Source organism: Kineococcus rhizosphaerae, assembly GCF_003002055.1.
GTDB lineage: Bacteria > Actinomycetota > Actinomycetes > Actinomycetales > Kineococcaceae > Kineococcus > Kineococcus rhizosphaerae.
Map to the genome: position 1 here is coordinate 1 of NZ_PVZF01000029.1, position 13,508 is coordinate 13,508.

The 13,508-nt window shown below is 63.7% G+C and carries 9 protein-coding genes and 3 pseudogenes; 6 read left to right on the top strand and 6 right to left on the bottom strand.

What is annotated here, in order from left to right:
- Positions 1-386: integrase core domain-containing protein (locus CLV37_RS25985; RefSeq protein WP_425433637.1), on the top strand; the 386-nt coding region annotated here is incomplete at its 5' end.
- Positions 387-460: 74 nt separating this feature from the next.
- A pseudogene (locus CLV37_RS25990) lies at positions 461-1,611 on the top strand (IS3 family transposase).
- Positions 1,612-2,052: 441 nt separating this feature from the next.
- On the opposite strand, the gene CLV37_RS25995 reads toward CLV37_RS25990, so the two are convergent.
- From CLV37_RS25995 to CLV37_RS26015, 5 genes are all read right to left on the bottom strand, one after another.
- Positions 2,053-3,036, bottom strand: coding sequence for an acetylxylan esterase (locus tag CLV37_RS25995; RefSeq protein ID WP_106215650.1), 984 nt, complete (start codon positions 3,034-3,036; stop codon positions 2,053-2,055).
- Positions 3,036-5,072 (bottom strand): beta-galactosidase, encoded by a 2,037-nt coding sequence (locus tag CLV37_RS26000; RefSeq protein ID WP_106215654.1) that lies wholly within the window; start codon positions 5,070-5,072, stop codon positions 3,036-3,038. The genes CLV37_RS25995 and CLV37_RS26000 overlap by 1 nt, the downstream gene beginning before the upstream one ends.
- Before the next feature lie 11 nt (positions 5,073-5,083).
- Positions 5,084-5,995: a carbohydrate ABC transporter permease gene (locus tag CLV37_RS26005; protein WP_211298969.1), complete on the bottom strand. Its 912-nt coding sequence runs from the start codon at positions 5,993-5,995 to the stop codon at positions 5,084-5,086.
- Positions 5,992-6,840: a carbohydrate ABC transporter permease gene (locus CLV37_RS26010; protein ID WP_211298970.1), complete on the bottom strand. Its 849-nt coding sequence runs from the start codon at positions 6,838-6,840 to the stop codon at positions 5,992-5,994. The genes CLV37_RS26005 and CLV37_RS26010 overlap by 4 nt, the downstream gene beginning before the upstream one ends.
- 94 nt (positions 6,841-6,934) lie before the next feature.
- Positions 6,935-8,086 (bottom strand): ABC transporter substrate-binding protein, encoded by a 1,152-nt coding sequence (locus tag CLV37_RS26015; RefSeq protein ID WP_106215653.1) that lies wholly within the window; start codon positions 8,084-8,086, stop codon positions 6,935-6,937.
- A gap of 598 nt (positions 8,087-8,684) precedes the next feature.
- Here CLV37_RS26015 and CLV37_RS26020 point away from each other — a divergent pair.
- Both CLV37_RS26020 and CLV37_RS26025 read left to right on the top strand, forming a co-directional pair.
- Positions 8,685-9,677, top strand: a complete 993-nt coding sequence (locus CLV37_RS26020; RefSeq protein ID WP_106215655.1) for a LacI family DNA-binding transcriptional regulator — start codon at positions 8,685-8,687, stop codon at positions 9,675-9,677.
- Positions 9,677-11,671: a hypothetical protein gene (locus CLV37_RS26025; protein WP_211298971.1), complete on the top strand. Its 1,995-nt coding sequence runs from the start codon at positions 9,677-9,679 to the stop codon at positions 11,669-11,671. The genes CLV37_RS26020 and CLV37_RS26025 overlap by 1 nt, the downstream gene beginning before the upstream one ends.
- A gap of 148 nt (positions 11,672-11,819) precedes the next feature.
- Here CLV37_RS26025 and CLV37_RS26030 read toward each other — a convergent pair.
- Positions 11,820-12,626: pseudogene (locus CLV37_RS26030) on the bottom strand (transposase family protein).
- Between the two features lie 177 nt (positions 12,627-12,803).
- Here CLV37_RS26030 and CLV37_RS28245 point away from each other — a divergent pair.
- Together CLV37_RS28245 and CLV37_RS26040 are read left to right on the top strand one after the other, a co-directional pair.
- A complete protein-coding gene (locus CLV37_RS28245; protein WP_211298972.1) occupies positions 12,804-13,133 on the top strand; it encodes a transposase in 330 nt (109 codons plus the stop codon).
- Positions 13,130-13,508: pseudogene (locus CLV37_RS26040) on the top strand (IS3 family transposase); the annotation flags it as partial. The gene CLV37_RS28245 and the pseudogene CLV37_RS26040, both read left to right, overlap by 4 nt.

Genomic DNA, 13,508 nt, shown 5'->3' on the forward strand with positions numbered 1-13,508 from the left:
GAAGGTCCTGGGCTGGAGAACTCCAGCGGAGGTGTTCGCCGAGCAGCTACAGTCGCTGCATCAGTCCGGTGTTGCATCGACCGGTTGAACCCGCCCAATTTCGTTCCAGAAAATTCGTCCACGCCCTGGCTCGTCACGGCCTGGTCGGGTCGATGGGCCGTGTCGGTGCGGCCGGGGACAACGCGGCGATGGAGAGCTTCTTCGGTCTGTTGCAGAACAACGTCCTGGACCGCCGGCAGTGGTCAACCCGGGAGGAGCTGCGGATCGCGATCGTGACCTGGATCGAGCGGACCTATCACCGCCGCCGGCGGCAGAGCGGTCTAGGTCGGTTGACCCCCATCGAGTACGAGACCATCATGACCACGTCGGTCGCCCTGACCGCGTGACGTAGCTGACCTGCCCCACCCCTTGGTTACCTCAGACTCTGTGAAGATCGGGCTTCTCCTGAGAGGCTTTGATCATGCCCAGACCGTTCCCCGTCGAGTTCCGAGCTAGGGCCGTGGCTCTGGTCCGGGCCGGTAAGCCCGTGACGACCGCAGCGGTCAAGCTCGGCATCAGCACCGGTGCGCTGCACAAGTGGGTCCGCCAGGACCAAATTGACCGCGGTGAACGCGACGGTCTGAAGAGCCCCGAGAGCGCGGAGCTGACCCAGGCCAAGAAGCGCATCCGCCAGCTCGAGGCCGAGGTGGAGATCCTGCGTCAGGCGTCTCATCTGCTCGGAGAGGATCGAGCCCACCCAAAAGGATTCACCCGGTGATCGACGTCCTTGTCGACGCCGGGCATCCGGTCAAGGTCTGCTGTCGCCTGCTGGGCGTCAGCAGCCCCGGCTACTACCGCTACAAGCACCGCCCCATCGCACCCCGGACGATGCGCCGGGAATGGCTGACGGGGCTGATCCGCGAGGTCCACACCGCCTCCCGCCAAACTTACGGTTCCCGCCGTGTTCACGCCGAGCTCACCCAGGCCATGGGCGTTCAGGTCAGTGAGCGTCTCGTCGCGGTGTTGATGAGCTTGGCTGGCATCGCTGGACTTCCGGGGCCGGGGAAGGTCAAACGGCTCAGCGGCGTCTCCACCGCTGATGACCTGGTGCACCGCAAGTTCCACCGGCTCTCACCCAACGAGCTGTGGGTCACCGACATCACCGAGCACCCCACCCGGGAGGGCAAGGTGTACTGCTGCGCGGTCATGGACACGTTCTCCCGACGGATCGTGGGCTGGTCCATCGACACCGCTCAAGACTCCAACCTCGTCGTCAATGCCCTCGACATGGCTCTCAAGAACCGCAACCCACCGGCCGGCGGCATCGTCCACGCGGACCACGGAGTTCAGTTCACTTCGTGGGCGTTCACCAACAAGATCCGAGCTGCGGGGTTGATGCCGTCGTTTGGGACGATCGGCGACGGCTATGACAACGCGATGATGGAATCGTTCTGGTCCAGCATGCAGATCGAGCTGCTGAACCGCAAGAAGTGGCGGACCCGCATCGAGTTGGCGAACGCGATCTTCGACTACATCGAGATCTTCTACAACCGTCAGCGTCGCCACTCCGGGATCAGCTACGTCAGTCCCGTCGAGCATGAACTACGCTACGGAGCATCCGTTCCTGCTTGATCTTCACACCGCAGTGGGTAACCGAGGGGTGGGGCAGGTCATAGCTGTCACCTGATCGTGCAGCAGACCCTTCCGATGTGGGCGCGGTGAGCAGACAGCAGGCGAGCGATGGTCTGGGCGAGGTCCCGGGGGACGTCGAGGCTGGCACGATAGAAGAGCACGTAGGGTCCTGACGGGCATGGTGGTTGAGCTTGGTCGCCACCATCGTGACCGGCCAGGCCCTACGTGCCCCAACGCCTTCGACTTCCGGCCCGGCAATTGCTCACGGCGCTACTGACAAGGGCTCACTGACCCGGTGAACCACGCCGAGCAGAAGGCTGGAGCGCAGCGCCTCATGGCGCCGTGCAGGTAACAGCTGATGAATCATGACGGCACCGGTCGACTTGGCCGCGTGATGTAGCTGACATCGATCAGTGCAGCAGAAACCGGTTGTGAAAGGGCTCAAACGCGCAAGGTGGAGGCGAGAGCAGCCAGAGTCCGAGCTACGCCCTCAGATCCGCCTCCTTCATGCCCATTGTATGGGTACACCTTGAGGTCTTTGGTGCCGGAATAGTGGTGGTAGGCGGCATAAACGGTTGAGGGAGGGCAGGTTCCATCCATTAACCCTACGCTGATCCACGCTGGGGCACTGGCACGGGCGGAAAAGTTTACTGCATCTACATAGCTCAGAGTGCGGAAGGCTTGCTCTTCCATTCCGCGGTTGCCGGAGAGGTAGCGGGCGATCTCGGCGTAGGGCTGCGTGTCGGTAATCTGCGAAGCCCGTCGGTAGTGGGACAGGAACGGGACGTCAGCGACTACTGCCCGCAAACCATCCACCAATCCGGCGACAGCCAAGGCCAGGCCTCCCCCTTGGCTGCCCCCGATCACCGCGACGCAGTCGGGGTCGACCAGAGGGTGGGTGCGTATGGCGTCGACCGCTCGGGCCGCGTCGGTGATCAATCGGCGCAGGTAGTGCCGGTGCGGCGATTGAATACCGCGGGTCAGGAGTCCCGGACTCGACGGTCCTGGGCCGTGCCCGTCTTCATCGAGGTCAGGCGTGATCGCCCGATGGCCACCGCCCCCGCCTTGACCACGGTTGTCCATGATCAGGTGAATGTATCCGGCAGCGGAGGGGACGAGGTTGATCCACGGCTCGCCTCGTCCACCTCCGTACCCGACGTACTGCACGACTGCCGGGGCGGGCTCGTTGATCTCCCTGGGCACCAGGAGCCAGCCCGCGATGGGCTGGCCCCCGAAACCGGGGAAGCGTACGTCGTAGACCTTGACGCTGCGCAGCCCGGCATCATGGGTGGTGTCCTCCAACCTCGCGGGCCACCGCCGCGCGGCCGCCAGGGTCTGAGACCAGAATTCGTCGAAGTCGTCTGGCTCCTCCCGACTTGGAGCATAGGCTCGTAGCCATTCCAATGACTGGTCGACGAAGGCCATCAGCTGGCCGTAGGCGCCGACTTCAGCACCACGACGCCGGCAGCAGGAATTGCCACGATATCCCCTGCGGCGATGTCGGTATCAGTCAGTAGGGATCGCCCGGTGCGGTCGAGAGTTATGACGGTCTCGGTGATCCCGTGGTTCAGCAGGAACAGGTAAGTGGCGTCATCGCGATGGCGTTCGGTGACCTCGATACCAGGCACCCCACCGTAGGGCGAGGACAGCCCCGCCTCAGCCAGGACCTGTCCCAGCAGCCAGGTCACACCCGTGCTGTCCAGGTGGGTCGCGCAGTACCAGGCCGTTCCCTGCCCTAGACGGTTACGGGTCACCGCGGGGGTGCCGGCATAGAAGTCGTTGGCGTAGGTGGCCAACACTTCGGCAGTGCCCGTTTCGACGACGTCGAAGATCAGGCTGGCCTCGAAGGGGCCCGCTGCTGCGTCGGTGACGGTGATGCTGTTGGGCTCCTCAGGGCCCAGGGCGTCGGTCTCCGTCACGCGCAGGCCCAGGACGTTCACGAGTGGGCCGGGTACGTCGGACAGGAACGCGTTGTCGTCGACGTCGACCCGTCCGGACAAGAACGTGGTGACGAAGTGGCCCCCGCCGTCGACGAACCGTTCAATGCGCCCAGCCAGGTCCCCCTTGAGCAGGTGCAGGACCGGGGCGACGACGACGTCGTAACCAGATAGGTCGGTGGAAACGTCGACCACGTCGACACCGATCCCGGCGTTCTGCAGGGCGGCGTAGTAGCGACGCATCACGTCTTGGTACTTCAACAACCGGTTGGGGCCATCGGAGATTTCCAACGCCCACCAAGAGTCCCAGTCGAACAGCAGGGCCGTCCGGTTACGGGCCTGGGATCCGACGATCTCTCCCGCCAAGTGTTCTAGTTTCGACCCCAAGTCGGCGGTCTCGCGAAAGACGCGGGTGTCGTCGCGACCGGAGTGGTCGATTACGGCCCCGTGATATTTCTCACAGGCCCCTTTGGACTGACGCATCTGGAAGTACAGGACGGCGTCGGCACCGTGAGCCACGGCCTGCCAGCTCCATAGGGCGAGGATCCCGGGACGCTTCACGGGATTGACATCACGGGAGGCGGTGGTACTCGGGGTCTGTTCCATCAGCCAGAACGGGTCGCCTCTCTTGAGGCCACGCATCAGATCGTGGGACAGACCCATCATGTCCGGGGACTTCGCATCGCGGGGATAGTTGTCCCAGGAGGCGAAATCCAGGTGTGGGGCCCACCGGTGGTAGTCCAGCGGCCGGTACTGGCCCATGAAGTTCGTGGTTACCGGAATGCTGGGGGTGTGCCGGCGCACCACCTCCTTCTCGGCCAGGAAACTGTCGATCATGCTGTCCGTGGTGAACCGGTGGTAGTCCAGCGTGATGCCGTTGAAGGCTGTGTGGTCGGGCCCTCGCCAGTGCTCGCTGAGCGCGTTCGGCGGCACGACGTCGTCCCAGTCGTACATGGTGTGCGACCAGAAAGTCGTGTTCCAGGCCTCATTGAGGCGCTGCAGGGTGCCGTAACGTCGCTGCAGCCACACGCGGAACGCGCGGGCGCAGTTCTCGCAGTAGCAGGCGCCGCCGTACTCGTTGCCGATGTGCCACGCCACGATCTCATCGACGTCTCGGTAGCGTGTGGCCAACTGCTCGACGTAGGCGGTGGCGAAACGTCGGAAGGACGGAGAGTTCGGGCAGGCGTTGTGTCGCTGGCCGTAGACGTGCTTGCGTCCCTCGAAGTCGACTCGGGTCACGTCGGGGTACTTGCGCGCCAACCACGCCGGGTGTCCCCCGGTGCCGGTGGCCAGGCAGATGCGCTTGCCCGCGCTCTGCAATGATTCCACGATCGAGTCCAGCTCGCCGAAATCGTACTCGGTCTCGTTGCGCTGGAACAGGCCCCAGGAGAAGACCCCGATGGTCAGAGTGTCGATACCGGCCTTGTCGAAGAGGGCAAGATCTTCCTTGCGGACGTCTTCGGGCCACTGCTCGGGGTTGTAGTCCCCGCCGTAAAGAATCTTAGCGGCAGAAGGTTTCGGCATGTCGGATGACCTCACTTGAGTGCACCTGCGGTCAGGCCGCTGCGCCAGTACCGCTGCAGGACCAAGAACAAAATGACCAGCGGAATAGTGGAGACGAGCGAACCAGTCACGACGGTCCGCACGATGTCCGGGTCGCTCTGGGCGCTCTGCTGCAGGGAGTACAGCCCCAGAGTGACCGGCCACTTCCTCTCATCATTGAGGACGATGAGGGGAAGGAAGAAGTTGTTCCAGATGGAGATGAAGCTGAACAGGAAGACGGTCACGAGGGCCGGCACGACCATCCGCAAGACGATGGTGAAAAAGATCCGCACTTCCCCGGCTCCATCGACGCGAGCCGCTTCGATGATCTCATCGGGGACCGAGGAGGCGACATAGATCCGGCACAGGAAGACCCCGAAGGTGCTGCCGAGGCTGGGCAGGAAGACCGCCCAGTAGGTGTTGATGAGGCCGACCCGGTCCAGCAGGATGTAGGTGGGCAGGGCCAGGACGGTGGCCGGGATGAGCACCCCTCCGAGGATGAACCCCAGCAGAGCGTCACGGCCGGCGAAGTGAAATTTGGCCAGCGAGTAGCCCGCAGCGGCCGCGATCAGGGTGGCGCCCAGCGATCCTACGCCGGCATAGAGCAGTGAGTTGCCCATCCAGCGCAGGAAGATCCCATCCTGCAGGACGAACACCGTCTTCAGATTCTGTACGAAGTGGATGTCGGCGAACCAGAACCCGAAGGATGAGTTGAGGTCTGCGGTGCTCTTCGTCGAGGCGAAGATCATCCAAAGGACGGGGATGAGGAAGTACAGAGCCAACGCGACCATGACCAGGGTCAGGATGACCCGAGCAGGTGATGTCGCTCGCCGCGGTTGCACGGCGTTTCGGGAGAAGGCTGGACTCGCGGATGCGCCGGAGAGGCGACTGGACACGTGGGTCACTGCGAACCCCTCTTCTGCAACAGTCGCAGGACGACGATGGAGGCGATGAAGGTGACGGCCGCGATGACCACGGAGACAGCAGAGGCGTAACCAGTGTCATTGGTGCCGAACGCCAGGTTGTACACCATCATGTTGGGGGTGTAGTTGTACGTCACGTTTCCGGTGAGTGTCTTCAGAACTAGAGGTTCCGAGAACAGCTGCAACGTTCCGATGATCGAGAACAGAGCGGTCAGCAAGATAGCCGGCAGCACTAGAGGGATCTTGATGGACCAGGCGACCCTCCATGCCCCGGCGCCGTCGACACGAGCTGCCTCGAAGATGTCCCGTGGCAGTGCCTGCAGAGCGGCGAAGATGATGATCATGTTGTACCCGGTCCATTGCCAGGTCGAGACATTGGCAATCGACCACAACACCGCGCGAGGGGACAGGAAGTCCGAAGGCGCACCGATGTCCTGCAGCAGAGAGACGATGGGACTGATCCCGGGGACATAAAGGAACGCCCAGAGAATGGCGCCGATGACACCGGGGATCGCGTAGGGCAAGAACGCCACGACCTGCAGGAACTGTCGGGCGTGGACGAGGGCGCTGTCGAAGGCCAGGGCCATGCCCAACGCCAAGAACAGCATGATCGGCACCTGAACCACGCCGTAGAGCAGGACGCGGCCGCCGGCGGCGTACAGCGTGCTGTCACCGAAGGCGCGGGTGTAGTTGCCCAGCCCGACGAACTGCCGAACCGATTCACCGAGCCCCAGACCGCTGGACTGCTGGCGGAACAGGCTCTCCTGGACGGCGAAGAAAATGGGGATGATGTGGAAGGTCACGAAGATGAGGAGGAAAGGCAGCACGAAAGCCCATCCGAACCGCCAGTCGCGACCCAATCGGGAGTGTCTGTAGGTGGCCGCGCTGCCCGGAGACCCCTCTACTGTCGCCGAGGACACCTCACACCACCGCCAGACCCTTGTTCGTCAGCGACGTCTTCGTGGTGGTCTCGGCGTTTGCCAACACCTGCGGAACCGTGGTGGCCGCGTTCAAGACCTTCTGCAGCCCGTCGTTGACGGCGGCCTCGGTGTCGGTCTGAGTAGGACCCCACGTCCAGGGGTTGGCCTTGGAGTTCGCGTCGTAGACGTCATTCAGCACCTGGCCGCCGAAGTAGGCATCAGGAGTTGCGAAGGCCTTGATGTTCGAGCCGTTCCTGGAGGCCAGGTAAACCCCCAGCTCGGTGTTCAGAAGAGTCGCTGCCTCTTCGGAAGTGTTCAGCCAGGTGATGAATTTCAGCGCTGCGGCAGGCTTCGTTGAGGCCGCCGTCACCGACAGGGCCGACCCACCCCAGTAGGCGGCAGTGTCCGCCCCAGACTCCCACTGCGGCAGGGGAGCTACGGCCCACTTGCCGGCCAGGTCGGGAGCGTTCGTCTTCAACGCCGCGGTCCCCCACGACGGCCCGATCCAGGTGAGGTAGGTACCATCGGCCAGTCCCTTGAACCAGGCCGGCTGCCAGTTCTGGTCCCCCTTGACGAGCTTCTCATCGATCAAGGACTGCCAGAACTTGGCAACCTCCAGGCTCTGGGTGTCGTCCAGGTCGACCTTCCATGCGGAATTCTGTGCCTCGAACCAGCGGGCGCCGTCCTGCCAGCACAGCCCCGCCAGCCAGGCGGCGCCGTTACTGGCGAAGGAACACATGAAGGACTGCGGCAGAGCCGCCTTCAGCGTGCGGGCAGCGGTCTCGTACTCTGCCCACGTAGTGGGGGCCTTGAGGCCGTTCGCATCGAAGAGATCCTTACGGTAGAAGAGCACCATGGGAGCAATATCCTGGGGGACCCCGTAGGTTCCTCCGGCCAGCTGGACCTGGGACCAGGCGGCCTGAGGGAACTGCGATTTCAGGTCAGCGGTGTCGGATGACACATCGCGCACCAGTTTCTCAACCGCGCTGAAGGGGATGCTGGAGTAATCGACCTGCACCACGTCGGGGGCTCCACTGCCGGCGCCGGTGGCCGCGCTGAGCTTGCTGAAGTACTCCGCCTTCGACGGCAGCTTCTGGAAGGTCACCGGAGTGTCGGGGTTGGCGGAGTTCCACGCGTTCGTGGGTGCACTCATGTCATTCCAGGACCAGAAGGTTAGAGGCCCGGTCGTGGGACCACTGGCTGCACTGGTGGCCCCAGAGGGCTGCTGAGGGGAGCCGTCGGAGGAGCATCCGGCCAAAGCGGCCAGAGTCGCCGAAGATCCGGTCAGGGCCAGGAGCGTTCTTCTATCCACCGTGCACTCTCCTTCGAGTCCGTTCGTGCCGCGGGCGCGGCTACGCAGAGCTACGTCTTGCAATGTGCGCAGGCAGCGCCGCACATCACTGCCCTCGACTACGAGCTACAACGAACGACCGCCGCGGACCGTCGGTCCCTTTGGCTGCTGGTCGGTCCACCCGCCCGCATCCTTGGCGATGTCCTGCCGTGCTGTACCGGGCTGTGCCGTGTCGTGCTGCGGCACCCACCGCAGTGGGTGCTGCGACTTGTCCTTCTCCTCCAAGGTGAGGTCTGATGAAGTTAATCACAAGCGCTTGCAGTTTGCCAGGGGCTTTGCTTCTCGATCTTGCAGGCGAAGACACCACCTGCTCCCAGTCCACATGCAACTTGCCTGCAAGCGCTTGCATTTTATCGTGACATCATGGGACGGTTCCCATCGCCAACGACGGAGGTACATGATGAGTACGGTCACGGCCCAACAGGTAGCCGATCTCGTCGGGGTCTCACTTTCGACCGTCTCGCGTGCCTTATCTGCTCCCGATCTGGTCTCCCCCGCAACCCTCGTCCGGGTCCAGGCCGCTGTCCGTCAACTCGGGTACCACCCCAACCGGGCGGCCAGCACATTGGCCACAGGGCGCACGACGAGCATCGGCCTCGTCGTTCCCGACCTCGAGAACCCCTACTTCGCCTCGGTGGCCAAGGGTGTGCAAAGTCGCGCATGGAGCACGGGGTACACCGTCATGGTGGCCGACTCCGATGAAGATCCGGTCCGTGAGGCCGAGGTCGTCAAGAAGTTAAGCCGCCAAGTCGACGGGGTCGTCTTGTGCTCTCCACGATCGACAGACGCCGTGGTCCGTGACCTGGCTTCTCGGGTTCGCCTCGTTCTTCTGAACCGCCAGGTCGATGACTTGCCCAGCGTCAGCGTCGATAATGCAGCTACCGTACGCACGGCTGTCGAACACCTGCGTGCGCTGGGTCATCGGCGGATCGCCTATGCCGGCGGCCCGCAGGCCTCCTGGGTTGATCTGCGCCGGCGTGAGGGTCTGCAGCACTGCTCAGAGGCCTTCCAAGACGTGGAAATCATCGATCTGGGGCATTTCCGGCCGCACTACACCGGTGGGATCGCCGCCGCTGACTTGGCCTTAGCCAGCAACGCCACCGCCGTGCTGGCCTATAACGACCTGCTAGCTCTTGGCTTGATCGGCCAGGTACGTCAACGAGGATTCGGGGTCCCTCAGCGACTTAGCGTCATCGGCTTTGACGGCCTTGCGATCGGAGCGCTGTTCACCCCCACGTTGACCAGCGTGGGGGTCGCCCATGCCCGTCTGGGATCCCTAGCAGTGAGCGCCCTACTGGAGGATCTGTCCTCTGGCCCGGGGGGGTTCCTGCAGCACCAAACTCCTTTCGAACTACTCGTACGAGAATCAACCGCCGAGCCTTTGGAGCGATAGTGATCGCCGCTACCCCCCTCCTTCCTACGCCGAGCACCCCTTTTCAAGACTCCTCCTCCTGCTGGTTGAACCCGGAGACCACTACTTCCCTGCGTGGACGTTTCGTAGCCGTCGATGGGGAAGGACCCATCACCGAGCGCCTGCGTATCGAGGCCGCCCTTGCCGGAGCCCAGTGCGTGAAGCCGGCGCACGCGGAGATCTTGCTGGTCCGCGCTGACCGAGCTGGTGAGGAACTCGCCGGACTGGTCGATGGACTGGGCCCGGAAGGCTTCGCCGTTCACAGTGCGGGTGGGCGAACCACCGTCGTCGCCGCCGGTGAGCCCGGCCTGCTGTACGGATGGTTCTATCTACTGCGAACGCCGGACTGGAACACGCCGATCCGTGACGAACCGGCGTTGCCGGTCCGCATGATGAACCACTGGGACAATCTTGATGCAGGCGACCACTTAGGGAGTATCGAACGAGGATACGCCGGTGGGTCTCTGTTCTTTCACAATGGCCAGGTTACCTCAGACCTACGCCGGATCACCGACTACGCCCGCCTGCTGGCCTCCACCGGAGTGAACGCCCTGACCTTGAACAATGTGAACGTGCACTCCAACGCCGTCCCGTTGCTCGATGAACTCCTGCCTGGCGTTGCCCGCATCGCCGACGTTCTGCGTGGTTTCGCGATCACGACCTACTTGAGCGTAAACTTTGCCTCCCCCATCCTGGCCGGAGACCTCGACACCGCTGATCCGGCTGATCCTGCGGTTGCGGCGTGGTGGGCCGCGGCTGCGCAACGCGTCAACACCTGGGTTCCTGACTTCGGTGGCTTTCTGGTCAAGGCGGGTTCTGAGGGTCAACCCGGTCCGCACGACTACGGACGCAACCACGCTGAGGGTGCGAATCTGCTGGCGCGCGCGTTGGCTGAGCATGGGGGACGCGTCTACTGGCGGTGCTTTGTGTACAACCACCGCCAAGACTGGCGTGACCGCCGTACTGACCGTGCCCGGGCCGCATACGATGAGTTCCAAGGGCTGGACGGGCAGTTCGACGACAATGTCATCCTCCAGGTCAAGTGCGGACCCATGGATTTTCAGGTGCGTGAGCCGGTTTCTCCCCTGCTTTTGGCCATGCCACGCACCAATGTTGTCGTTGAAGTTCAGATCACGCAGGAGTACACCGGCCATCAGATCGACTTGTGCTACCTTCCGCCGCAATGGAGTGAGCTGTTTCAGTTTCCGACCACCCAAGGGAGTCGGCCTGAGGACACCCTCGTTCGTAGCCTCTTGGGCGTCTGCGGGGTGTCCAACGTTGGTGATGACCTCAACTGGACAGGGCACGATCTGGCTCAAGCGAACCTGCACGGTTTCGGGCGACTGGCGTGGAACCCGGCCGCGAAAGTCGATGATCTGGCCCGGGAATGGGGCCGGTTGACCTTTCCTGATGCCGGCGTCCAAGACACGGTCGTAGACCTGCTGTTGCAGTCCTGGTCGACGTATGAGAGGTACACCGCACCTTTGGGTGTGGGTTGGATGGTTACGCCCCACACCCACTATGGACCGGCCGTTGACGGCTATGAGTACTCGCGTTGGGGTACTTACCACTTCGCTGACCGCGCTGGAGTCGGAGTAGACCGGACCGTGGCCACCGGATCAGGTTTCGCCGGCCAGTTCCCCCCCGCGTGGGCTGAGGTGTACGAAGACGTCGCCCGCTGCCCCGATGAACTGCTGCTGTTCTTTCATCACGTGCCATACACCCACCGTCTGCACTCGGGCACAACCGTCATCCAGCACATCTACGACACGCACGCCGATGGAGTCGAGGAGGTCACTGCCATGCGCGAGCGGTGGCTGAAGCTGCGGGGTTCAGTGGAGGAGTCGTTGTGGCAGAGGGTCAGTGATCGATTCAGATGGCAGCTCGTCAACGCCCAGGAGTGGCGCGACCAAGTCAACACCTACTTCTTGCGTAAATCAGGAATCGCCGACGTCAAGAGTCGTGTCTATCTGTAGATGGTGGCACAGCACGAACTCCAGCATAGGTTGGAGGGATAATCGGGCGGCAGGTTCAACTCGTGAAACACTGGCCTCGCCGTAGTTGCGTTCTGGGCCCGATCTCACACCAGGGTCTACTGGCTACGACATCGACAGTGAGCCTTTGTCAGTAGCGACCCTCCCAGAGGCTGAGTACCAGGGCGGCGGCGGTGATCGCGGAGATGCGCCAAGGGCAGAGACTGACGTGGGCCAAGGCTCGCTAGCGGGTTTTGAGGTGGGCGATGCCGTGCTCGACGAAGGCGCGTTCGGCGTTGAGGTAGGAGTTCCAGCCCCGGGTGGATGCGTCGAGAACCTGCCCACCACGAGGACGGCGAACAGGTACCCGGATGCCGGCTCCGGCACCGATGTAGGCCCTGTCGGCCAGAGTCGGGACGCCCTCACGAGCAGCGGGGTAAAGCGCTGGCAGGGCGTGGATGCGCGCTGCGGTCAGGTCATGAGTGCAACCGGGCTCGACCGGTGAAACCCACAACGGCCGCCCGTCGGCGTCGGTGACGACTTGAACGAGACCGCCGTGGTGGCGGTGCTTTCCGGAGTACCAGCGATCACGTCGACTGCCGGGGTCATGGACACGGTCCGTGGGGATGAGGGTGCCGTCCAGCAAGAGGTGTTCCACGCCACGCTCCACCGCTGCCGTAACGACCTCGGGCAATTCAGGGGCCTGAGCGGCGAGGACGTCGAGGGCCTCGTGCAGGTAGCGGTAGGCGGTCTTGAGGCTGACCGCGTTGTCGCGGGCCAGGTCGGCGACCGCAGCGCGGTGGCGCATGAACCGCAGCAGCAGGACCGCCTGAGCGAAGCACCCCAGTACCCGGCGTCCTCGGCGGGTGCCGATCCGGGCCTGGTGAGCGGAGAGGAGACGAGCGATGGCCTGGGCGAGGTCGCGGGAGACGTCGAGGCTGGCACGATAGAAGAGCACGTAGGGTCCTGACGGGCATGGCGGTTGAGCTTGGTCGCCACCATCGTGACCGGCCAGGCCCTACGTGCCCCAAACGACTTCGACTCCTGGTCTCAGCAGCTGATCACTCGGGTCTGCTGCACTGATCGGTGACAACCAAGCTGGCTTGCTCCCGAGCGGGCCTGGAAGGATGTCGCTGTGCCCAAGCCCTACCCCCGCGAGTACCGAGACGACGTCGTCCGTGTCGCCCGGGACCGCGATCCTGGCGTGACGTTGGAGCAGGTCGCCGCCGACTTCGGCATTCACGTGATGACGCTCTCGAAGTGGATGCGCCAAGCCGACGTGGACGCCGGCGCCAAGCCCGGCACCACCAGCAGCGACAACGCGGAGCTGCGCGAAGCCCGCCGCCGGATCAAGCTGCTCGAGCAGGAGAATGAGGTCCTGCGCCGGGCGGCGGCCTACCTCTCCCAGGCAAACCTGCCCGGTGGCTCAGGACGTGGCTCGGGAAAAGGCTCTACCCGCTCGTGAGCGAGCTGGCCGCCGAGGGCATCTCGGTGGCCCTCACGTGCCGGGTGCTGAACATCGCTCGCCAGGTCTACTACCGCTGGCTGGCCGAGCCCGTTGCCCCGGCGGAGCTGGAGGAGGCCTACCGTGCCAACGCCCTCTTCAATGCTCACCTCGATGATCCGGAGTTCGGCTACCGCTACCTGCACGAAGAAGCAGCTGAGGCCGGGCAGCCCATGGCGGCGCGGACCGCGTGGCGGATCTGCTCGGACAACCGGTGGTGGAGCGCATTCTCCAAGCGGCGCAGCAAGAACGGGAAACGGCCCGGCCCGCCAGTGCATGACGATCTGGTCCGTCGGAAGTTCGCCGTAAACCGGCCCAACGAGTTGTGGCTCACCG